Below are 18,230 nucleotides of genomic sequence, written 5' to 3'. Positions count from 1 at the left end.
GGCTCGCCAGCAACGTTAAGGAGCGGACATGGACGCGTCAGTGCAGCACGAACAGGCGACGATACCGGACGGCGACAAGCTGAGCTCGGTGATGCAGACCATCGCGGAGCACAAGGGCTGCGGCACCTCGGGCGGCAGCGGCAAGGCGAGCTGCGGCTCGGGCGCCGGCGAGAACGACCTGCCGCCGGAGATCTGGGAGAAGGTGAAGAACCATCCCTGCTACAGCGAGGAGGCGCATCATCACTACGCGCGCATGCACGTCGCCGTCGCGCCCGCCTGCAACATCCAGTGCAACTACTGCAACCGCAAATATGACTGCGCCAACGAGTCGCGTCCGGGCGTGGTCAGCGAGAAGCTGACGCCGGAGCAGGCCGCCAAGAAGGTGCTCGCCGTCGCCTCGACCATTCCGCAGATGACCGTGCTGGGCATTGCCGGCCCTGGCGATCCGCTCGCCAATCCCGAGAAGACGTTCAAGACCTTCGAGCTGATCGCGCGCACCGCCCCCGACATCAAGCTCTGCCTGTCGACCAACGGTCTCGCGCTGCCCGACCACGTCGACACCATCGCCGGCTTCAACGTCGACCACGTCACGATTACCATCAACATGGTCGATCCCGAGATCGGCGCCAAGATCTATCCCTGGGTTTTCTGGAAGCACAAGCGCTACACCGGCGTCGAGGCGGCCAAGCTGCTCACCGACCGCCAGTTGCAGGGCCTGGAGATGCTGACCGAGCGCGGCATCCTCTGCAAGGTCAACTCGGTGATGATCCCAGGGGTCAACGACAAGCACCTCGTCGAGGTCAACAAGGCGGTGAAGTCGCGCGGCGCGTTCCTGCACAACATCATGCCGCTGATCTCGTCGCCGGAGCACGGCACCGTGTTCGGCCTGACCGGCCAGCGCGGTCCGACCGCGCAGGAGCTGAAGGCGCTGCAGGACGAGTGCGAAGGCGAGATGAACATGATGCGGCATTGCCGCCAGTGCCGCGCGGACGCCGTGGGCCTGCTCGGTGAGGATCGCTCGGCCGAATTCACGACCGACAAGATCATGGCGATGGAGGTGAACTACGATATCGACAGTCGCAAGGCCTATCAGGAGGCGGTCGAGCAGGAGCGTGTCGCCAAGGTTGTGGCGAAGCAGGAGGAGCTCGCCTCGCTCGCCGGCCAGTCGAGCGACATCAAGCTCCTGATCGCGGTCGCGACCAAGGGCTCGGGCCTGATCAACGAGCATTTCGGCCACGCCAAGGAGTTCCAGGTCTACGAGCTCTCCACGGCCGGAGCCAAGTTCGTCGGTCACCGCCGCGTCGACTTGTACTGCCAGGGCGGCTATGGCGACGAGGACAGCCTGGAGACCGTCATCCGCGCCATCAACGACTGCCATGCGGTGTTCGTGGCCAAGATCGGCGGCTGCCCGAAGAGCGACCTGCTGGCCGCGGGCATCGAGCCGGTCGATCAGTTCGCGCACGAGTTCATCGAAAAGTCCGCGATCGCCTGGTTCAAGAGCTACCTCGACAGGGTGAACAGTGGCGAGATCCAGCACGTCGTGCGCGGTGACGCCGAAATTCGCCAGGGCGCCCTGATCTCGGCGGCGTGACATCAGACCCCGGCGGCGCCGTCGCGTCGCCGGGCCCCTTCGACAGGAGCCTTTGATGACCTTGAAGATCATTGCCTCGCAGTGCACGAGCTGCTCGGCCTGTGAACCCGAATGTCCGAACGTGGCGATCTCGGAGAAGAACGGCACCTTCGTGATCGATCCGAAGAAGTGCACCGAGTGCATCGGCCATTTCGACGAGCCGCAATGCGCGGCGGTCTGCCCGGTCGACAACACCTGCGTGATCGACAATTCGTTCCCGCGCTACCAGCCGCCGGCTTGAGGAGAGCCAGATGAATTTCACTCTCACGCCAGCCGCGCAGAAATTCATGCGCATGATGCTGCGGGCTGACGGCACTGCGGGTTCGGGCTTCCGTCTCGCGGTGTCGCCCGGCGGCTGCTCCGGCCTCGCGGCCGATATCAGCGTGCTCGCCACGCCGCAGCCCGGTGATGCCGTGGTCGAGCGCGACGGTGTCAGGCTGTTTCTGCCGGCGGAAAGCCGCTTGCTGCTCGACGGTGTGACCATCGACTTCGCGGATACTGCGACGCAGACCGGCCTCGTGTTTCACGATCCGAAGCAGGTTTCGTGCTCGACCCACGCCTTGAAGGCGCTGGAGCACTAGGACAGCTCGCCATGCCCACCGATGCCCGGCCCAGCTCTCAGACCGCCATCGAGGACGCGTTGCTCGCCGACGCGCTGCTCGGCGGCGGCCTGCCGGAGGAGGCCGAGTATCATCTGTGGCAGGCGGGCCAGAGCTATCATCTCGACGAGGTTGCGGAGGCGCATCTGAAAGAGGCGGAAGCGCTGGCGCCTGGGCATGCGGCGGTCCTGATCGGCTTCTACCGGTTCTATTTCTACAAGGGACGGCTCGCCGACGCGCTGCGCATCGCCAAGCGGTGCCTCGCCAAGGCGGCCGCCGAAAACTGCTTGCCGCCGCACTGGCGCGACGTTCGCGCCGGTCATGCCGAGTTCGGCAGCTATGACAACATGCTGCCGCGTTTCTTCATGTTCACCTTGAAGGGATACGCCTATTTGCAGATGCGCCTCGGCAATCTCGTCGAGGGACGGCTCGCGGTGCAAAAGCTGCTCGAGCTCGATCCCAGCGACAAGATCGGCGCACGCGTCCTGCTCGAGGTGGTCGACCGGGTGGAGCTCGACGATGAATGACGACATCGACGAGGCCATCGACTGGCAGGGCAACGAGATCAGTTGTGCGGGCTGCGAACACGCGCAGCTCAACGCATCCGGCGGCTGTCGCCTTCGGCACGCCTGCGTGCACGACCGCTACGCCCGGCGCATCGACCGCTTCTTCAACTGGAATCCGGCGCTCGCCAACGGCTACGTCAAGCATCCGCATTTCGAGGTGCGCGCGATCGCGGCGAAGCATGCCAGCCCGTTCTTTCTGCCTCCGCTGCTCGATGATCCCGAGGAGACCGTGCGCTGGAACGCCGCGCGGCGGCTGCCGAAGCGGCTGGTGTTGCGGCTGCGCCATGATCCGCATCGCGAGGTCCGCATCCGGATCGCGACGGTGCTCGATCCGGAAGACCTGATGCCGATGATGATGGACGACGATTACTACGTCCGCCTGGTCGTGGCGCGCCGCATCGTACCGTCCGTGCTCGGCCGCATGATGGGGGACCCGGAGGCCGAGGTCCGCCGCGTCGTCGCACGGCGCATTCCGAGTGACTGGCTGCTCGGCATGATCAGCGACCCCGATCCACGGGTGCGGCTCGAGATCGCCGAGCGCCTCGCGCCTGATCTCCTCACCGCGATGCGCAAGGACGCCGACTGGCGGGTGCGTCACGAGGTTGCGAGCCGGATCGCGCTCAGTGAGCTGACCGAGTTGACGCGCGACGAGGATCCGCTGGTGCAGGAGATGGCGCGCGACCGGCTCGCGAACCGCTCCGGAGCTGCGATGGAGAAACCGGCATGAGCAACATCGTTCGTGACAGCGAGGTCGTGGAGTTGTCGGCGCCGCCGTACTTCACGTTCGGCGAGAAGGTGAAGGCCAAGCGCACGATCCGCAACGACGGCACCTACGCAGGCAAGGAAATCGGCGAGATCCTCGCGAAGAAGGGCGAGATCGGCTACGTCGTCTCGATCGGAACCTTCCTGCAGCAGTTCTACATCTACGGCGTCGAGTTTCTCGAAAGCGGAAACCGCGTCGGCATGAAGCGCAAGGAGCTCGAATCGACCGTCCCCCGCGGGGAGGCCGAGGACGAGTTGCCCCTGCCGGGAGCATACAGATCATGATCGAGCCGCGCCTGCCGAAATATCAATGGGGTCAGCGTGTCAAGGCGCTGATCGACCTCGTCAATGACGGCTCGTTCCCGAACGCGCCGGCCGAGGCCAAGCTCGTTGGCGTCGGCGATATGGGTGAGATCGTGCAGGTCGGCACCCACACGGAAGCGAACATGCCGATCTATCTCGTCGAGTTCGGCGAGCAGCTCGTCGTGGGGTGTCTCGAAGAGGAGATCGTCCCGGTTGAGGTGCGATGATCCACGATGGCCGCAACCGCGCTCAAGCCCAGCTTTGTCCTGCCCGCGCATCCCAATGAGTTGGATCGCAAGCGGATCGCGCGCGCGCTGAAGTCACGCAAGCGCTATCGCTATGTCGAGCCGACGGTGTCGCCGGTCGACGAGGGTTATCACGTCCGCAGCCCTTGCTGCTCGCGCAACATCGACAAGGACGGTGGGGTGATCGACGTCGCGCTGCTGCGCCATGATCCCGCGAATGCGATGTGGAAGCTGTTCTGGAGAGATCACGCGCAGGGGACGTGGGAGCTGCATAGTCTGCATCGGCGGTTGACCGCGGCGGTCGACGAGCTGAACGCGGACCCTGAGCGGATCTTCTGGCAGTAGAGCGAAGAGGACGCGTGACATGGCATTGGCCGAACAGGAATTGAATGAGATCGCGCAGGTCCTCGAGCGATCCGACGCCGGCAGCGCGGCGTTCGGCGAGCTGCGCCGCCGCTTTCCAAGGCTGGTACTGACACGTTGTGACGCGTCTGATGTCACGGAAGCGCCGTTCCGCAGCTATCCGGCATTCGACCTGCATCTGCTCGACGCCAGCGACCACTGCGCGGGTGTGACCGATGACCTTGCCAAGGCCACCGGCCTGATCCTGGCCAAGCGGAGCTGAGCATGACCAAGCCCTATCTGGTGCATGACGCCGATCGGCAGGAGCAGGATGAAGCGGAGCTTACGCCGGTCGAGGCGAGCTTCATTCCGCTCTCTGATCCCGACATTACCACGGCGGAGATTGCCGCCGTGGACTCCGCGTTGCGCTCGCCGCGGCTGTCCTGCGGTCCGCTGGTCGAGGAGTTCGAGGCGGCATTCGCAAGCTATCTCGGGCGCAGATACGCCATTGCCGTCCCGAGCGGAACGCTTGGCCTGGTCCTGGTCCTGAAAGCGATGGGCATCGGATCGGGCGACGAGGTGATCGCGTCGTCCTATTCGTTCCGCGAGATCGCGCATGCCATCAGCATCGTCGGCGCCAAGCCGGTGTTTGCGGATATAGATTACTACTCGGGCACGCTGGCGCCAAGCAAGATCGAGGCGCGCATCACGGAGCGGACAAAGGCGATCCTGGTCGGCAACACCAACGGCCATCCGGCCAAATGGTCGGAACTGCAGGCGATCGCGAAGACCCGCAATCTGCCTGTCATCGAGGATTCGACCGAGGCCATCGGCTCGAAATATAAGGGGGCGCTGGTCGGTACATTCGGTACGGCCGCGGTGTTCGATTTCTCGCAGCCTTTCGCGCTCACCTGTGGTGAGGGTGGCATGGTCGTCACCGACGACGTCGACATCGCGGTGGCCGTGCGTCGGCACCGTTCGCACCGGCTCGACGAGCGCGCATCGGTCGTGGTCAGCAGCAGCGCGTCGCACCAGGCTGTGATGAGCGACGTGACCGCCGCGCTCGGGTTGGCGCAATTGCGGCGGATCGACGAGATCCTCGAGCGGCGCAAGCTGATCGAGCAGATCTATTACAGCGAGGTGCAGTCGTTCGAGGGCATCAAGGACCCCTATGTCGGGCCCGATGTCACCGAGGTGAACTGGTTTCTCTATCAGGTGCATCTGGGCACGCGGTTCTCGAAGTCGAGCCGGGATTCGATCGTCGAGGATCTCAGGGTCGAACAGGTCGAGGCCGTGGCCTATTCGAATCCCCTGCATCTGCAGCGGCATTATTTCGACATGGGATATCGCCGAGGCGATTATCTCGTGACCGAGAAGGTCGCCGATCGTGTGGTGGCCCTGCCATTCCACGTGCATCTCACCAGGGATCAGATCGCCTTCATCGTTGCGACGATGAAGGACGCCTCGGTCAATGTCGGGGCGGGCGCCGCGATCTACTGAGAAGTTCTAAGTTCAAACCGAAAAGGAGAATCCAAGTGGCGACATTGACGGTAATGCCCTCCGGTAAGACGATCGAGGTGGGCGAGGGCACCACCATTCTGGCAGCGCTGCTCGGCGCCGAGGTCGAGATCCAGCATAAATGCGAGGGCCAGGCAAAGTGCGGTTCCTGCCACATCTTCCTGCAGGAGGGACGCAAGGGCGTGTCGAAGGTCACCAAGCTGGAGAACGAGAAGCTCGACACCATCGTCGGCGTCGGCTCGAAGTCTCGCCTCGCCTGTCAGGCGACCATTCTTGGCACCGAGAACGTCAAGATCGAACTCCTGGGCTTCGGCTCGGGCCTGTAACAGGAGGATCACATGGACAAATTGACGCTTCATGTCCGCTTTGCCAATGATGGCACGGTCGCCGAGATCAGCGAGCGGCCGGTCGAGCTGACGCCGCAGCAGTGGTTCGACAAGCTCAGCGAGGCCATCGGCATGAAGGCCTATCAGACCTTCGCCGGCGGCCGCGGCGTGTTCAAGGTGGCTCGTGAGCAGATCGAGGCCCTGAAGACCGCGGCTGTCTCGTGACGCGGTCGGCAGTATGAGCACCGATGCGGGACAGGCGTGCCGATTCTTCGTCTCCTACACGGGCGTCAAGCTGCCGCTGCGGCTGGTGACTGCGATTGCGCCGGAGCAGCTGTCGAACCGCAACACGTTCATCCGCGGCTATTTCGATGCCGCGGGCGTGCTGACCGGATTCGAAAAGATCGTCTATGACGAGATCGAGCTCACGCACAGCTACAGCTATCATGCCAATGGGACGCTGCGCCGGGCCGAGATCGTGATGCTGGACGAGGAGCCGGCGACGCTGAATTTCGACGAGACCGGCGCACCCGTCGCCGGGCGAGACGCTTAAGAAGGAGGCCCCGTGACCGTCGCCAAGCTGATCGAGGCTCTTGCCAGCATGCCGAAGGACGCTATCGTGCTGATGGACAGCGGCGGTGGATTGTCGCGTGTCGATACGCTGGAGCTTGTGGACGAGCAGGGCCCGGGCGCTCCGGCCGAGGTGATCCTGCAGCCGAGCTTGGATGAGTAGAGGGCGGACTGGTCGGATGGCGGACGCTGGGACTTCAGAGACTGGAACTCCGGACGCAGGGCCGGTCGCGACCCCCTATGAGCGAATCGGCGGTGCCGCCGTGGTCGACCGTCTCGTCGAATCCTTCTACCACCGAATGGATACGCTGCCGGAGGCCAAGGGCATCCGCGACATGCACGGCCGCAATCTCGGGCCGATCAAGCACATCCTGAAGCGCTATCTCTCCGAATGGCTGGGCGGCCCGAAGCTGTACTCGCCAGAGAAGGGCCATCCGCGGCTGCGCCAGCGTCACATGGGCTTTGCCATCGGCAATGCCGAGCGCGACGCCTGGCTGCTGTGCATGCGCGGCGCGCTCGAGGAGACTGTCAGCGACGTCAAGGCCCGTCAGGATGTCGACGCCGCCATGACCAAGCTCGCCGACTGGATGCGCAACCAGGCCGGCAACCCGCACGATGCTCGGGCCGCGCGGCCGTGAGCCTGCGGTGACGTCATCGCGAGGAGACGAAGGCGACGAAGCAATCCAGAGTCGCCCGCGTTACCCTGGCTTGCTTCGCTGCGCTCGCAATGACGGAGAGGGCGTGACGCGTAGGCTGGACCAAGCGAAACGCGCCCACCGGCGGTCTCGCCTGCAAGATGGACCAGAAAAAGATGGACCAGAAAGGTGGGCACGGCGATCTTTCGACGGTGCAATTCACTGCCGTCCGTGGCGCCTTGGCCCACCTTACGCAATCCAACTAATACAAAGGCACGCCGAAGAAGGTCTCGTCCTCGCCGCCCCAGGCGCGGTGTAGCGCCAGGGCGTTCTGCCATTGCATCATCTCGACCTCGCTGGCATTGCGATGCGTGATCTTGCCGTCCGGCTGCTCGGCAAGCAGGAAAGGCTTGCCGTTGCGGATGAAGCGGTTGAGATCCTTGGTGTCGTTGGGGCGCACGACGCAACGTGGCCGCTCGTCGATCAGGATGGTGGTCGGCAGCATCGCGGCGCTCTCACTCCATCGGCGGTCCCATGTCGTCGTCGGCTTTCTTCTTCTTTTTCTTGTCGGTCTTGGCGAGCGCATAGGCGCCGGCGTTCTTCAGCGTGATCGGCGGCTGCCCGACGACATATTGCGAGATCCACGCCAGGGTCCGGTCATGTGCCAGCGCAGCTGCAGATTCATCATAGGTCTCGCCGTCACCGTCGAACGCATGCGCGGCATTCGGATAGGAGAACGCGCTGACCTCGGGATGATAGGCGCGGAACGTGGTCACCTCCGCGAACGGCACGACGATGTCGGCCTCGCCGAAATGGAGCAGCGTCGGAATCCTGCGCTTGGCGCCGGCTGCGTTGACGACACCGGTCGCGTAGTAGCTCACCGCACAGGCCACACCTGAGACTCGGTTGGCGGCGTCATAGGCGAGACCGCCCCCGGCGCCAAAGCCGACCACCGCCACCTTGCCGCAGTCCTTGACGCTGTCGACCGTTGACTGGATCTCGGCGAGCAGCGGTGCTGCCGGATCCGGCACGCTCTCGGCCGGCTCGCCCTCCGTTGCCGCTTCGATCTCCGCGGGAGGCGACAGCTCCGGCGCAATCACGACATAGCCGCTCGCGGCGAAAGTATCGGCGACCTTGCGTAGCTTGCCGGCAGCGTCGGCGCCGTCCGGCAGGACGACGATCGCCCCCTTCGGCGCGTCGGCGGGATCGGCACGAAACGCCTGAAACGTATGGCCGTCGCTGGCGGTCAGCTTGATCGTGCTCGCTGTAGGCATGTGATGCTCCTGCTCCCCTTGCGCGGTTGGCGCGCGTTACAACAAACCCAGCTCCAGGGCGGTCTCTTCGGACATGCGCGACTTGTCCCATGGCGGCTCGAAGACAAGGGTGACCCTGACCGACACCACACCGTCGACGGCCTGTACGGCGTCCTCCACCATTCGGACGATCTCGCTTGCGACCGGACAGCCGGGCGCCGTCAAGGTCATGTCGATCTCGACCGCGCCGCCGCCCTCGTGCGCGATCCGATAGACCAGCCCGAGATCGTAGACGTTCACCGGAATCTCCGGGTCATAAACCGTTCGCAACGCTGCAATCACGCTCTCGGCTGCACTCTGGGAGCCGGTCGCTACGGCGTTCTGCGCCGGGGAAGGAGGGGGCGGGGCGTGCATGGTCATCATGCGTTGGTTCCTCTCATGATCCTGGTTCGCACCGGGGGATGGTCGTTGGAATTCGAGTCATGTTTCGCTCATGCATGGCGTCGCCTCATTCCGAACCGAGCCCCTCGGCCAGCGCGGCGACGACCGGCCATCCGACGGCGCCGGTGGGATCGAGTCGCCGCAGCGCCGCGAGCATTTCGGCTGCTCCGTCGGAATCAGTCTTGCGCAGATGGATGAAGGCGAGGGCCTTCAGCGTGTAGAGCGCGAAGCGGCCGGCGCCATCCGGCAGCGGATCATGCGGCGTCCAGTGCCGCCAATCCCGTGGCCAGCCGGCCTGGCGCGCCGCTTCGGCAAGGCCCAGCTCGGCGACCGCCTCTGCCTCGTCGAGATGGCCTTGATAGGTGTGAATCTTGTACAGACAGAAGTAGGTCGGAAGCTGCTGCGGAGCCACCGCCAGCGCCTGGCGAAACAGCCGATCCGCCTGCGCGTGGTCGCGGCGATACGCCGCCACGCCCTGTTGCAACAGCGCATCGATCTCTTGCGGCAGATCGCCGAAGTTGATCGTGTCGGGTTCGCTGACGAGTTCGAGCATCTGCATTGACCTCGATCAAATCACTGCAAGATGCGGACCGTTTTCGCGCGGGTGCAGCAGCGCCGGAGCCGGCACGAGGCGGGCGGAAGAGCGGGCCGATGTTGGATTTTGAACGCCACCTCTTCGCCGCGCCGTGGCCGATGTCGCAAAGACGACGCAACGCTCGGCGATTTGGCGTGGACGCGTCGTCAGATGCAGACGAGACGGCGATCGCGGCGAGCAAATGACTGGTTCGGAGCTTGCATGAGGCCTTCATCAATCCAGCGGGAGTGGCAGCGATGGCGATGGCAGCAACGGACATCGAGCGTCTGATCAAGGAGGCGTTCCCGGATGCCGTCGTCCTGATCGAGGATCTGGCGGGCGATGGCGACCATTATTCGGCGCGCGTCACCTCACAGGCTTTCGCCGGGAAGAGCCGGGTGCAACAGCATCAGATGGTCTATTCGGCTCTCAAGGGCCAGATGGGCGGCGTGCTGCATGCGCTGGCGCTCGAGACGTCATTGCCGAAATGATCGTTGCGGCCGGGCTGATCGGTCGCATTCAGGGAAAGGATCCAGTCTATGTCGACATCCGAACGCATTCAGAAGCTGATCGACAGCAATGACATCGTGCTGTTCATGAAGGGCGTGCCGGCGGCGCCGCAATGCGGCTTCTCCGCCGCGGTGGCACAGATCCTGGCCAAGCTCGACGTGGCCTACGAGAGCGTCAACGTGCTCGCCGATCCCTTCATCCGCGAGGGCATCAAGGAGTTCTCCAACTGGCCGACCATTCCGCAGCTCTATGTGAAGGGCGAATTCGTCGGCGGCTGCGACATCGTGCGCGAGATGTTCCAGGCCGGTGAGCTCGCGACCCTGCTCGCCGACAAGGGTATCAAGGCGTCTGCGTCATGAGCGATGCCGATGTCGCCGAGGCGGATGACGCATTCGAGATTCCGCAGCTCTACAAACATCACGCCTTCGTCTGCCTGACGCAGCGCCCGCCCGGGCATCCGCGCGGCAGCTGCGGCGCGCTCGGCGTGCAGCCGCTGTGGGACCGGCTGACCAAGACCATCGAGGCGCAGCGGTTGACGGATATCGGCGTCACCGCCGCCGGCTGCTTCGGCTTCTGCAGCGCCGGACCGATGATGGTGGTCTATCCGGACGGCGTCTGGTATCGACCGACCAAGCCGGAGGATATCGACGAGATCGTCGAATCCCACTTCAAGCAGAGCAAGCGTGTCGATCGCCTGGTCATGGTGTTGAAGCGCTGAGCTTGCAGAATGGAGCCGCTCAACGCGGCTCCGGACAAGGTGTCGACCCATCCGGACGCGTGCAGCCCTGGACATCCTCCAGACCGTCGCCCTGCCGAAGCAGCGAGATGACGGGTTCACGATCGAAGCCGGCGCAGCACCGGCCGCCGGCTTCGATCAATGGCCGGCGGATCAGCAGCGGATCCTCGAGCATCAGGTCGATGGCCGCGACGGCTTCGATCGTCTCTGGCTCGATCTCTCCCGATCTCACGCGCGGCGAGGCCGGATTGAACCAGGCCCAGACGGGGGTCCCGGCGAAATATGTGCGCAGCCGCTCGCCCGTCCAGGGTTCGGTCAAGAGGTTCCTGGCGATGACATCGTGGCCTGCTCGCGTCAGCATCAGCTTCTGCCGGGCGTTGGTGCCGCAGCCCGGCTTCTCGTAGAAGACGACGGTCGTCACGTCAGGCACCGCCGAGCTGGACCAGCTGCGCGCCGCCGGCGCGGCCGAGAATGGTGTCGACCTTCTTGCGCACCGCCTCGATCGTGAGCGGCTTGACCACGGCGCCATGCGCGCCGGCCTTGAGACCTTCGATCGCGATCGCCTCGTCGGCCTTGGCGGTCACGATCAGAATGCGCACGCCCTTGAACTTCGCCAGGATCTCGCGGACGAGCTCGGGGCCGCGTTGCTTCAGGAAGGAAACCCCGAGCAGCACCACGTTCGGTGCCAGCCAGTCGACGCCCTTCTCGTACGCCTCCTCCGGCGTCGCCAATTCGTGGGTCTCGATTTCATCGTGCAACATGAACTGCAGGGCCGCGCGCGTGATCTCGTCGTCGTCGATCACGAACACGCGCCGCTGGTCCACTGCCTTGGCCGTCTCCACTCCGATCTGCATTGCATCCTCCTCAACGTTGTCAGCGTCTGTGCCGCAGGGCTGCAGAGGGGATCTAGCAAATCTCGTTCCGGGCACCGCCCGGCTGAAAAGCTACCGCTGTTGTGTCGTTTCGGACAGCGCCGCGCGTCGTCGCATCTTGCGAAGCATTCCGATGTCGGGTTTGCAACAACTCGCAATCGCGCCCGGATTGCTCCGCATCTCCTTTAAAACATGATCGTTTTGGCCCTGTGCGCGTGCTGGCACAGCCGTTGCAAAACCGGGTTCAGGCAATGGTTGAGGGCTGAGTGCACGCCGACGCTCCGGACGAGCGATGCTCTCCTTCCCAACAACCCGTCTGCCGGTTCGGACACACAGAGGACGCGGTCACGCCTCGCGAGCAGCGCGGGCGCGACATTGGCAATCGGTTGATGGAGAGCAGAATGTCATCACTTCGACAAATCGCATTCTACGGCAAGGGCGGCATCGGCAAATCGACGACGTCGCAGAACACGCTCGCGGCGCTCGCCGAGATGGGTCATCGGATCCTGATCGTCGGCTGCGACCCCAAGGCGGATTCGACCCGCCTGATCCTGCACGCCAAGGCGCAGGACACGATCCTGAGCCTGGCTGCTGCCGCCGGCAGCGTCGAGGACCTCGAGATCGAGGAGGTCATGAAGGTCGGCTATCGCGACATCCGCTGCGTCGAGTCCGGCGGTCCGGAGCCGGGCGTCGGCTGCGCCGGCCGCGGCGTCATCACCTCGATCAACTTCCTGGAAGAGAACGGCGCCTACGAGGACATCGACTACGTGTCCTACGACGTGCTCGGCGACGTCGTGTGCGGCGGCTTCGCGATGCCGATCCGCGAGAACAAGGCGCAGGAGATCTACATCGTGATGTCCGGCGAGATGATGGCGATGTATGCCGCCAACAACATCTCCAAGGGCATCCTGAAATATGCGAATTCCGGCGGCGTGCGCCTGGGCGGCCTGGTCTGCAACGAGCGTCAGACCGACAAGGAGCTGGAGCTGGCGGAGGCTCTCGCCAAGAAGCTCGGCACCCAGCTGATCTACTTCGTGCCGCGCGACAACATCGTGCAGCACGCCGAGCTGCGCCGCATGACCGTGCTGGAATATGCGCCGGATTCGGTCCAGGCCGGGCACTACCGCTCGCTGGCGCAGAAGATCCACAACAACGGCGGCAAGGGCATCATCCCGACCCCGATCACGATGGACGAGCTCGAGGACATGCTGATGGAGCACGGCATCATGAAGGCCGTCGACGAAACCCAGATCGGAAAGACTGCCGCCGAACTCGCCGCAACGGCTTAAGCAGTCTTGGTACCGGCCTTCCTCCCGTCGGAAGGCCGGTACCTCATCGCATGTCCCGTCGGCGCGCGGCAGGGGATCAAGCTATGACCATCGCAATCGTGGGCGTCTCGGAGTCCGTCGCTGCCGGCCTGCAACCGTCGCCGCGCAACGGCTCCTGCGAAGAGAACGCGCCGCATCACGGCCGCCAGATTTACCGCCTGCTGACCGGCGTCGATCCCGACGAGGCGCTGATCGACAGTGACATCGGTTTCGATCGTCACGTCATCGCATCGGTTCTCGCCGTTTCAGCGATGGAGCATGGCGCGCTGGCGGAGCGCGCGGGGCTTTCGACCGTCGAACTGATCGCACTGCTGGCGCAGTTGTTTCCGGCAGCCTCGATCGACTCCTCATGGCTGCCGATCACCGGGGCCGTGGCCGCGCCGGACGAGGACGAAATCACGATGGTGCGCGATCTGCTCACCGCGCAGCGCTCCACGGCCGGCGAGGTCGGCCGCTGGCTCGCGGCCATGGTGGCGCGTCGCGCGATGGAGCCCAACCATCTCTGGGAAGACCTGGGCCTGCGCGAGCGCTCCGAATTGTCGCGCCTGCTGATGCGCCACTTCGCGCCGCTGGCGAGCCGCAACACCAGCAACATGCGCTGGAAGCGCTTCTTCTACCGCATGCTGTGCGAGGATGATGGCTTCGTGATGTGCACGACGCCGGTCTGTACCCAGTGCAACGACTTCCAGCTCTGCTTCGGCGAGGAGAGCGGCGAGAGCCGGATGGCCGAACGGCGGCGCGAGGTGGCGCTGCAGGAGGCGGCGGGCGCCGCGATGTGAGTTCGAGGACCGTGATGATGTTGATGGACAGCCAGCTTGGATCCCCGTGCAACTCCGACGGCGGACGTTGTCCTCAGGCGGAGACCTGCGAAGCTGGCGAGATCCTGATGCGTCGATGCGAGGACGCGCTGCGCCGGGCCGGGTTGCGCCCCACCCAGCAGCGTCAGCAACTGAGCCGGATTCTGTTCGGCGGCGGTGACCGCCACATCACCGCCGACGCGCTCTATGCCGCAGCCGTTGCTTCGGGCATGAAGATCTCGCAGGCCACCATCTACAACACGCTCAACCAGTTCGTGGAGCTGGGCCTGCTGCGCCAAATTGGCGTGGACGGCTCGAAATCGTTCTTCGACACCAATACGACCGTGCACCCGCACTTCTTCTACGAGGACGAAGGCGCGCTCGTCGATGTGCCCGGACAGGTCGCGTTCGAGCAGATGCCCGAGCCGCTGCCGGGTTATGGCATGGAGCGGATCGACATCGTCATTCATCTGCGCCGCAGGCGTCACGCCTGACGGCAGCGCAGGTCGCCACGCGGTCCAGGCGCTGCGCGGGCATGTCTCTCTGCGTCGACGTTCGACGTTCGATGTCCGACGCTGTTACGAATCCGACAATTCGGGGCGTTGGAAAAACAATCAGATATTCAATTGGTTGGCGTGGTGTCCGGCGGTGGCATGGCCGTTGCTGAGTGAATGGCAGGCCGCAACGGAGCGTCGTGCTTCTGGCGGCCGCACACAGGTTGCGACGGAGCGAGTGAATGCCAGACGTCTCCGGACAGCGCGGGCCCAGGAATGCCCGAGATGCCGGCTCTGCCCACGGGGGCACAGCCTCGGGGAGCCCGATGCCCCGGGTCATCCTCAACGATACCACGCTCCGCGACGGCGAACAGGCGCCGGGCGTCGCCTTCGCCCTCGGCGAGAAGGTCGCGATCGCCCGTGCGCTCGCCCGTGCCGGCGTTCCCGAGATCGAGGCCGGCACGCCGGCGATGGGGGCCGACGAGATCGCGGCGATCAGGGCGATCGTCGAGGCCGGTCTGCCCGCGACCATCATCGGCTGGTGCCGGATGCGCGAGGCGGATGTCGATGCGGCGATCGCGGCCGGCGTCTCGATGGTGAATGTCTCCATCCCGACATCCGACGTGCAGATCGCCGCCAAGCTCGGCGGCAGCCGCAGCGCCGCGCTAGAGCTGCTCAAGCGCGTGGTCGGCTATGCGCGAAGCCGCGGACTGGCCGTTGCCGTCGGCGGTGAGGATTCGTCGCGCGCCGATGTCGGCTTTCTCGCCGAGGTGATCGCGACCGCGAAGTCGCTCGGTGCCCGACGCTTCCGCGTCGCCGATACGCTGAGCGTGCTCGATCCCGACGCGACGTCAGCCCTGGTCGGCGCCTTGCGTGCGACCACGGACCTGGAGATCGAGTTTCACGGCCATGACGATCTCGGTCTTGCCACCGCCAACACGCTGGCGGCAGTCAAGGCGGGCGCGACCCATGCGTCGGTCACCGTGATCGGCCTCGGCGAGCGTGCCGGCAATGCCCCGCTGGAAGAGGTCGCGGTCGCGCTGCGGCAGCTCTACCGGCGCGAGACCGGCATCGTGCTGGCCGAGCTCGATCACGTCGCCAATGTCGTGGCGGCCGCCGCAGCACGCGCCATTCCACTCAACAAGGCCATCGTTGGCGAGCACGTCTTCACCCATGAATCCGGCATTCACGTCGACGGCCTGCTGAAGGATCAGCGCACCTACCAGGCGCTCGATCCGGTACTGTTCGGCCGCTCCAATCGGATCGTGATCGGGAAGCATTCCGGGCTGTCGGCGATCACCTCGTTGCTGTCGGATTTGCGGCTGCCGGCGAGCGCCGACCAGGCCCAGCGCATCCTGGCGCGGGTGCGCAGGCATGCCGTCGCTCACAAGGGGCCGGTGCCGAAGGAGGCCGTTGAGGCCATCTGGCGCGAAGTCTGCGATCACCCGCTGGCGAGCTTTGCCTGATCATGAGCGACATCGTCGACACACCCATTGCGAAGCCGATCGTCGTCGAGGCGAGCCGGCCCTCGCTGCTTCGCCTGATCCGCGAGGACATTGCGTGTGTCCGCTCGCGCGATCCGGCGGCGCGCAGCGAAATCGAGACACTGCTGACCTATCCCGGCATTCACGCGCTGATCTGGCACCGCCTGGCGCATCGGCTGTGGATCCGCGGCTGGCGTTTTCCGGCGCGCTTGTTGTCGTGGCTCGGACGTTTCCTGTCGAATGTCGACATTCATCCGGGCGCCGAAATCGGCCGCCGCTTCTTCATCGATCATGGCGCCTGCGTCGTGATCGGCGAGACCGCGGAGGTCGGCGACGATGTCACGTTGTATCACGGCGTCACCCTGGGCGGTACGTCGTGGTCGCCAGGCAAGCGGCATCCGACGCTGGACAGCGGTGTCGTCGTCGGCGCCGGCGCCAAGATTCTCGGACCGATCACCATCGGTCCGCGGACCCGCGTCGGTGCCAACTCCGTCGTCATCCAGAGCACGCCGCCCGACGTCACGGTGGTCGGGATCCCCGCCAAGGTGGTGCGGCCTGAGTTCACCCATCGGCGGACTGTCGGACGGATCGATCTGGATCATCATCTGATGCCTGATCCGGTCGGTGAGGCCCTTTCCGTGATGCTGGACCGGATCGAGTTCCTCGAAGCGCAGCTCGCCCACATCAGGCAGAAGATACGCCAGGGACCGCCGGCTCCGGCGCCGACCTCCTTCTGCGAGGTTGATCCGATTTCGAGTCAAGGAGCAAAGCAATGACTGCGGCAACGCCGAACGTTCTGGACGAACTGAAGAAGACCTCCGCGGCCGAGGAGTTCTTCAAGCTGCTCGGTGTCGACTACGATCCCAAGGTGCTCAACGTCTGTCGGCTGCATATCCTCCGCCGGATGGGGCAGTACCTCGTCAGCGAGGACTTCTCCGGCGTTTCCAGTGAGGACGTCGCAGCCCGCTGCAAATCGTTCCTGGAGCAGGCCTATCAGGACTTCCTCGTCTCGACGCCGCTCGATCAGCGGGTGTTCAAGGTGCTCAAGGAGGCGGTGGCGCCGCCGAAGCCGGCTCCAAAGCCGTTCGTTTCGCTGACGACGCTCAAGTAGCGCATGAACTGACGATCGCTCCCACCAGCGTCGCCAGCACGACTGGCGGCGCTTCTGCTTTCAAGCGAGCCGTGCGCTTTCAAGTTCCTGTCGCATTCCCGACGCGTGTTGCTTGCGACGTGTCGGACCTCGTCGGCGAGTTCTCAGAAGCAGATCAGGTTCATGCGCCAAGATGTTGAATCCGTGCCGATAATCATCGCGGCCGAAACTGGTACGACAATTGCTGTCCTGATCGCAGGACTACACACCCGGAGTGATCGCATGCATATCGTCGTCTGCATCAAGCAGGTTCCGGACTCCGCGCAGATCCGCGTTCATCCGGTGACCAACACCATCATGCGCCAGGGTGTGCCGACCATCATCAACCCTTACGACCTGTTTGCGCTCGAGGCGGCGCTGCAACTGCGCGACAAGTTCGGCGGCGAAGTGACGGTGCTGACCATGGGACCGCCGTCCGCCGAGGACTCGCTGCGCCGGGCGCTGACCTACGGCGCCGACCGCGCCGTGCTGCTGACCGATCGCTTCTTCGCCGGCGCCGATACGCTGGCAACCACCTATGCGCTGGCGACAGCCATTCGCAAGGTCAGCGAGACCTTTGGCGCGCCCGACATCGTGTTCACCGGCAAGCAGACGATCGACGGCGACACCGCCCAGGTCGGCCCGGGCATCGCCAAGCGGCTGGGCCTGCTGCAACTGACGTACGTGGCGAAGATCCGCGAGGTCGATCCTGTCGCGCGCACCATCGAAGCCGAGCGCCGCTCCGAGGGGGGCGTTCAAGTGCTGAAGACCAAGCTGCCGTGCCTGGTGACGATGCTCGAGGCGACCAACGAGATCCGCCGCGGCGCCATGGCCGATGCGCTCCGTGCGGCGCGCGCTCAGATCGTCACCTGGAGCGCCAAGGACGCCGGCGTCGAGGACATCTCGAAGTGCGGCTTGAAGGGCTCGCCGACCATCGTGAAGCGGGTCTTCGCGCCGTCGGCCCGGGCGGAGAAGGCAACCATGGTCGACTTCTCGAGTCGCGCGCCGGCCGACGCCCTGATCGAGGAATTGTTCAAGCGGCAGCCGAAGCTCGAAGCCGAGCTGACGACGTCAGCGCACGGCTTCTGATCCAGACGGCTTTTGACGGACCAAGGG

At 64.8% G+C, this 18,230-nt stretch carries 32 protein-coding genes; 26 read left to right on the top strand and 6 right to left on the bottom strand.

Going from position 1 to position 18,230, the window contains the following annotated elements; all coding sequences use genetic code 11:
- Window positions 1-28 precede the first annotated feature (28 nt).
- The 15 genes from nifB to QX094_RS03010 are packed head-to-tail and all read left to right on the top strand — an operon-like array spanning window position 29 to window position 7,499.
- Complete coding sequence (gene nifB / locus QX094_RS03080) at window positions 29-1,591, top strand: nitrogenase cofactor biosynthesis protein NifB (protein ID WP_316187639.1); 1,563 nt, start codon at window positions 29-31, stop codon at window positions 1,589-1,591.
- A 55-nt stretch (window positions 1,592-1,646) separates the two neighbouring features.
- Complete coding sequence (locus QX094_RS03075) at window positions 1,647-1,871, top strand: YfhL family 4Fe-4S dicluster ferredoxin (RefSeq protein WP_006609676.1); 225 nt, start codon at window positions 1,647-1,649, stop codon at window positions 1,869-1,871.
- 10 nt (window positions 1,872-1,881) lie between these two features.
- Entirely contained in the window at window positions 1,882-2,211 is a 330-nt protein-coding gene (locus tag QX094_RS03070) for an iron-sulfur cluster assembly accessory protein (RefSeq protein ID WP_315756220.1), read from the top strand.
- An 11-nt stretch (window positions 2,212-2,222) separates the two neighbouring features.
- Window positions 2,223-2,756, top strand: coding sequence for a hypothetical protein (locus QX094_RS03065; protein ID WP_315713124.1), 534 nt, complete (start codon window positions 2,223-2,225; stop codon window positions 2,754-2,756).
- Window positions 2,749-3,522 (top strand): 4Fe4S-binding leucine-rich repeat protein, encoded by a 774-nt coding sequence (locus QX094_RS03060; RefSeq protein WP_315713122.1) that lies wholly within the window; start codon window positions 2,749-2,751, stop codon window positions 3,520-3,522. Before QX094_RS03065 ends, QX094_RS03060 begins: the two co-directional genes overlap by 8 nt.
- Window positions 3,519-3,842, top strand: coding sequence for a nitrogen fixation protein NifZ (locus tag QX094_RS03055; protein ID WP_009032133.1), 324 nt, complete (start codon window positions 3,519-3,521; stop codon window positions 3,840-3,842). Before QX094_RS03060 ends, QX094_RS03055 begins: the two co-directional genes overlap by 4 nt.
- On the top strand, window positions 3,839-4,087 hold the full coding sequence (locus QX094_RS03050; RefSeq protein WP_315752850.1) for a nitrogen fixation protein NifZ: 249 nt from the start codon (window positions 3,839-3,841) through the stop codon (window positions 4,085-4,087). The genes QX094_RS03055 and QX094_RS03050 overlap by 4 nt, the downstream gene beginning before the upstream one ends.
- A gap of 6 nt (window positions 4,088-4,093) precedes the next feature.
- Window positions 4,094-4,450, top strand: coding sequence for a DUF3024 domain-containing protein (locus tag QX094_RS03045; RefSeq protein ID WP_315713117.1), 357 nt, complete (start codon window positions 4,094-4,096; stop codon window positions 4,448-4,450).
- A gap of 19 nt (window positions 4,451-4,469) precedes the next feature.
- The gene (locus QX094_RS03040) at window positions 4,470-4,730 is read left to right on the top strand and encodes a hypothetical protein (protein WP_316166084.1); all 261 of its coding nucleotides are present in this window, start codon (window positions 4,470-4,472) and stop codon (window positions 4,728-4,730) included.
- A 2-nt stretch (window positions 4,731-4,732) separates the two neighbouring features.
- Window positions 4,733-5,947 carry a DegT/DnrJ/EryC1/StrS family aminotransferase gene (locus QX094_RS03035; RefSeq protein WP_316166086.1) on the top strand — a complete coding sequence of 405 codons (1,215 nt, stop codon included), beginning with the start codon at window positions 4,733-4,735 and terminating at the stop codon, window positions 5,945-5,947.
- 35 nt (window positions 5,948-5,982) lie between these two features.
- Window positions 5,983-6,291, top strand: a complete 309-nt coding sequence (locus QX094_RS03030) for a 2Fe-2S iron-sulfur cluster-binding protein (protein WP_315713113.1) — start codon at window positions 5,983-5,985, stop codon at window positions 6,289-6,291.
- 12 nt (window positions 6,292-6,303) lie between these two features.
- Window positions 6,304-6,516, top strand: coding sequence for a hypothetical protein (locus QX094_RS03025; RefSeq protein WP_315752854.1), 213 nt, complete (start codon window positions 6,304-6,306; stop codon window positions 6,514-6,516).
- Between the two features lie 13 nt (window positions 6,517-6,529).
- Complete coding sequence (locus QX094_RS03020) at window positions 6,530-6,844, top strand: DUF6156 family protein (protein WP_316166088.1); 315 nt, start codon at window positions 6,530-6,532, stop codon at window positions 6,842-6,844.
- Between the two features lie 12 nt (window positions 6,845-6,856).
- A complete protein-coding gene (locus tag QX094_RS03015) occupies window positions 6,857-7,024 on the top strand; it encodes a hypothetical protein (RefSeq protein ID WP_315713107.1) in 168 nt (55 codons plus the stop codon).
- A gap of 16 nt (window positions 7,025-7,040) precedes the next feature.
- Complete coding sequence (locus QX094_RS03010) at window positions 7,041-7,499, top strand: group II truncated hemoglobin (RefSeq protein WP_315713105.1); 459 nt, start codon at window positions 7,041-7,043, stop codon at window positions 7,497-7,499.
- A 259-nt stretch (window positions 7,500-7,758) separates the two neighbouring features.
- Here the strand turns inward: QX094_RS03010 and QX094_RS03005 are convergent, their stop codons facing one another.
- From QX094_RS03005 to QX094_RS02990, 4 genes are all read right to left on the bottom strand, one after another.
- A complete protein-coding gene (locus QX094_RS03005) occupies window positions 7,759-8,001 on the bottom strand; it encodes a hypothetical protein (RefSeq protein ID WP_315713103.1) in 243 nt (80 codons plus the stop codon).
- 10 nt (window positions 8,002-8,011) lie between these two features.
- Window positions 8,012-8,770 carry a dienelactone hydrolase family protein gene (locus QX094_RS03000; protein WP_315768835.1) on the bottom strand — a complete coding sequence of 253 codons (759 nt, stop codon included), beginning with the start codon at window positions 8,768-8,770 and terminating at the stop codon, window positions 8,012-8,014.
- A gap of 36 nt (window positions 8,771-8,806) precedes the next feature.
- Window positions 8,807-9,169, bottom strand: a complete 363-nt coding sequence (locus QX094_RS02995) for an iron-sulfur cluster assembly protein (RefSeq protein ID WP_315713640.1) — start codon at window positions 9,167-9,169, stop codon at window positions 8,807-8,809.
- A gap of 88 nt (window positions 9,170-9,257) precedes the next feature.
- Window positions 9,258-9,749 carry a hypothetical protein gene (locus QX094_RS02990; protein WP_315713099.1) on the bottom strand — a complete coding sequence of 164 codons (492 nt, stop codon included), beginning with the start codon at window positions 9,747-9,749 and terminating at the stop codon, window positions 9,258-9,260.
- On the opposite strand from QX094_RS02990, the gene QX094_RS02985 reads away from it, so the two are divergent.
- Genes QX094_RS02985 through QX094_RS02970 form a run of 4 tightly spaced genes read left to right on the top strand, consistent with a single transcriptional unit; the run spans window position 9,749 to window position 10,992 of the window.
- Window positions 9,749-9,970 carry a hypothetical protein gene (locus QX094_RS02985; protein WP_315713098.1) on the top strand — a complete coding sequence of 74 codons (222 nt, stop codon included), beginning with the start codon at window positions 9,749-9,751 and terminating at the stop codon, window positions 9,968-9,970. The two genes, QX094_RS02990 and QX094_RS02985, sit on opposite strands and share 1 nt — an antisense overlap.
- A gap of 51 nt (window positions 9,971-10,021) precedes the next feature.
- Window positions 10,022-10,255, top strand: a complete 234-nt coding sequence (locus QX094_RS02980; protein WP_315768831.1) for a BolA family transcriptional regulator — start codon at window positions 10,022-10,024, stop codon at window positions 10,253-10,255.
- 48 nt (window positions 10,256-10,303) lie between these two features.
- On the top strand, window positions 10,304-10,633 hold the full coding sequence (gene grxD, locus QX094_RS02975) for a Grx4 family monothiol glutaredoxin (RefSeq protein WP_315752861.1): 330 nt from the start codon (window positions 10,304-10,306) through the stop codon (window positions 10,631-10,633).
- Window positions 10,630-10,992, top strand: a complete 363-nt coding sequence (locus QX094_RS02970) for a (2Fe-2S) ferredoxin domain-containing protein (RefSeq protein WP_316166090.1) — start codon at window positions 10,630-10,632, stop codon at window positions 10,990-10,992. Before grxD ends, QX094_RS02970 begins: the two co-directional genes overlap by 4 nt.
- A gap of 19 nt (window positions 10,993-11,011) precedes the next feature.
- On the opposite strand, the gene QX094_RS02965 is transcribed toward QX094_RS02970, so the two are convergent.
- Together QX094_RS02965 and QX094_RS02960 are read right to left on the bottom strand one after the other, a co-directional pair.
- Window positions 11,012-11,431 (bottom strand): ArsC/Spx/MgsR family protein, encoded by a 420-nt coding sequence (locus tag QX094_RS02965; protein ID WP_315825162.1) that lies wholly within the window; start codon window positions 11,429-11,431, stop codon window positions 11,012-11,014.
- Window position 11,432: 1 nt separating this feature from the next.
- Window positions 11,433-11,864 (bottom strand): response regulator transcription factor, encoded by a 432-nt coding sequence (locus tag QX094_RS02960; protein WP_315713088.1) that lies wholly within the window; start codon window positions 11,862-11,864, stop codon window positions 11,433-11,435.
- Between the two features lie 419 nt (window positions 11,865-12,283).
- Between QX094_RS02960 and nifH the strand changes: the two genes are divergently transcribed.
- The 7 genes from nifH to QX094_RS02925 all read left to right on the top strand — a co-directional run bounded on the left by nifH (window position 12,284) and on the right by QX094_RS02925 (window position 18,203).
- Window positions 12,284-13,171, top strand: coding sequence for a nitrogenase iron protein (nifH, locus tag QX094_RS02955; RefSeq protein ID WP_315713086.1), 888 nt, complete (start codon window positions 12,284-12,286; stop codon window positions 13,169-13,171).
- An 83-nt stretch (window positions 13,172-13,254) separates the two neighbouring features.
- Window positions 13,255-13,989, top strand: a complete 735-nt coding sequence (locus tag QX094_RS02950; protein ID WP_316166091.1) for a nitrogen fixation protein NifQ — start codon at window positions 13,255-13,257, stop codon at window positions 13,987-13,989.
- 17 nt (window positions 13,990-14,006) lie between these two features.
- A complete protein-coding gene (gene irrA, locus QX094_RS02945; protein ID WP_315713082.1) occupies window positions 14,007-14,501 on the top strand; it encodes an iron response transcriptional regulator IrrA in 495 nt (164 codons plus the stop codon).
- Window positions 14,502-14,827: 326 nt separating this feature from the next.
- On the top strand, window positions 14,828-15,967 hold the full coding sequence (nifV, locus tag QX094_RS02940; protein WP_316166093.1) for a homocitrate synthase: 1,140 nt from the start codon (window positions 14,828-14,830) through the stop codon (window positions 15,965-15,967).
- Between the two features lie 2 nt (window positions 15,968-15,969).
- Window positions 15,970-16,761 (top strand): serine O-acetyltransferase, encoded by a 792-nt coding sequence (gene cysE / locus QX094_RS02935; protein ID WP_316166094.1) that lies wholly within the window; start codon window positions 15,970-15,972, stop codon window positions 16,759-16,761.
- Complete coding sequence (gene nifW, locus QX094_RS02930; protein WP_315713078.1) at window positions 16,758-17,096, top strand: nitrogenase stabilizing/protective protein NifW; 339 nt, start codon at window positions 16,758-16,760, stop codon at window positions 17,094-17,096. Before cysE ends, nifW begins: the two co-directional genes overlap by 4 nt.
- Window positions 17,097-17,357: 261 nt before the next feature.
- Window positions 17,358-18,203, top strand: coding sequence for an electron transfer flavoprotein subunit beta/FixA family protein (locus QX094_RS02925; RefSeq protein WP_315713075.1), 846 nt, complete (start codon window positions 17,358-17,360; stop codon window positions 18,201-18,203).
- Window positions 18,204-18,230 lie beyond the last annotated feature (27 nt).

The sequence above is a fragment of the Bradyrhizobium sp. SZCCHNS1050 genome (genome assembly GCF_032484785.1).
Lineage (GTDB): Bacteria > Pseudomonadota > Alphaproteobacteria > Rhizobiales > Xanthobacteraceae > Bradyrhizobium.
Note: the sequence above shows the minus strand (reverse complement) of the source record. Positions and strands in the feature narration are given on the sequence as shown.

Coding starts and splice junctions, on each gene's coding strand:
- nifB (WP_316187639.1), top strand. CDS start 29: ATGGACGCGTCAGTGCAGCACGAACAGGCGACGATACCGGACGGCGAC.
- QX094_RS03075 (WP_006609676.1), top strand. CDS start 1,647: ATGACCTTGAAGATCATTGCCTCGCAGTGCACGAGCTGCTCGGCCTGT.
- QX094_RS03070 (WP_315756220.1), top strand. CDS start 1,882: ATGAATTTCACTCTCACGCCAGCCGCGCAGAAATTCATGCGCATGATG.
- QX094_RS03065 (WP_315713124.1), top strand. CDS start 2,223: ATGCCCACCGATGCCCGGCCCAGCTCTCAGACCGCCATCGAGGACGCG.
- QX094_RS03060 (WP_315713122.1), top strand. CDS start 2,749: ATGAATGACGACATCGACGAGGCCATCGACTGGCAGGGCAACGAGATC.
- QX094_RS03055 (WP_009032133.1), top strand. CDS start 3,519: ATGAGCAACATCGTTCGTGACAGCGAGGTCGTGGAGTTGTCGGCGCCG.
- QX094_RS03050 (WP_315752850.1), top strand. CDS start 3,839: ATGATCGAGCCGCGCCTGCCGAAATATCAATGGGGTCAGCGTGTCAAG.
- QX094_RS03045 (WP_315713117.1), top strand. CDS start 4,094: ATGGCCGCAACCGCGCTCAAGCCCAGCTTTGTCCTGCCCGCGCATCCC.
- QX094_RS03040 (WP_316166084.1), top strand. CDS start 4,470: ATGGCATTGGCCGAACAGGAATTGAATGAGATCGCGCAGGTCCTCGAG.
- QX094_RS03035 (WP_316166086.1), top strand. CDS start 4,733: ATGACCAAGCCCTATCTGGTGCATGACGCCGATCGGCAGGAGCAGGAT.
- QX094_RS03025 (WP_315752854.1), top strand. CDS start 6,304: ATGGACAAATTGACGCTTCATGTCCGCTTTGCCAATGATGGCACGGTC.
- QX094_RS03020 (WP_316166088.1), top strand. CDS start 6,530: ATGAGCACCGATGCGGGACAGGCGTGCCGATTCTTCGTCTCCTACACG.
- QX094_RS03010 (WP_315713105.1), top strand. CDS start 7,041: ATGGCGGACGCTGGGACTTCAGAGACTGGAACTCCGGACGCAGGGCCG.
- QX094_RS03005 (WP_315713103.1), bottom strand. CDS start 8,001: ATGCTGCCGACCACCATCCTGATCGACGAGCGGCCACGTTGCGTCGTG.
- QX094_RS03000 (WP_315768835.1), bottom strand. CDS start 8,770: ATGCCTACAGCGAGCACGATCAAGCTGACCGCCAGCGACGGCCATACG.
- QX094_RS02995 (WP_315713640.1), bottom strand. CDS start 9,169: ATGACCATGCACGCCCCGCCCCCTCCTTCCCCGGCGCAGAACGCCGTA.
- QX094_RS02990 (WP_315713099.1), bottom strand. CDS start 9,749: ATGCAGATGCTCGAACTCGTCAGCGAACCCGACACGATCAACTTCGGC.
- QX094_RS02980 (WP_315768831.1), top strand. CDS start 10,022: ATGGCGATGGCAGCAACGGACATCGAGCGTCTGATCAAGGAGGCGTTC.
- grxD (WP_315752861.1), top strand. CDS start 10,304: ATGTCGACATCCGAACGCATTCAGAAGCTGATCGACAGCAATGACATC.
- QX094_RS02970 (WP_316166090.1), top strand. CDS start 10,630: ATGAGCGATGCCGATGTCGCCGAGGCGGATGACGCATTCGAGATTCCG.
- QX094_RS02960 (WP_315713088.1), bottom strand. CDS start 11,864: ATGCAGATCGGAGTGGAGACGGCCAAGGCAGTGGACCAGCGGCGCGTG.
- nifH (WP_315713086.1), top strand. CDS start 12,284: ATGTCATCACTTCGACAAATCGCATTCTACGGCAAGGGCGGCATCGGC.
- QX094_RS02950 (WP_316166091.1), top strand. CDS start 13,255: ATGACCATCGCAATCGTGGGCGTCTCGGAGTCCGTCGCTGCCGGCCTG.
- irrA (WP_315713082.1), top strand. CDS start 14,007: ATGTTGATGGACAGCCAGCTTGGATCCCCGTGCAACTCCGACGGCGGA.
- nifV (WP_316166093.1), top strand. CDS start 14,828: ATGCCCCGGGTCATCCTCAACGATACCACGCTCCGCGACGGCGAACAG.
- cysE (WP_316166094.1), top strand. CDS start 15,970: ATGAGCGACATCGTCGACACACCCATTGCGAAGCCGATCGTCGTCGAG.
- nifW (WP_315713078.1), top strand. CDS start 16,758: ATGACTGCGGCAACGCCGAACGTTCTGGACGAACTGAAGAAGACCTCC.
- QX094_RS02925 (WP_315713075.1), top strand. CDS start 17,358: ATGCATATCGTCGTCTGCATCAAGCAGGTTCCGGACTCCGCGCAGATC.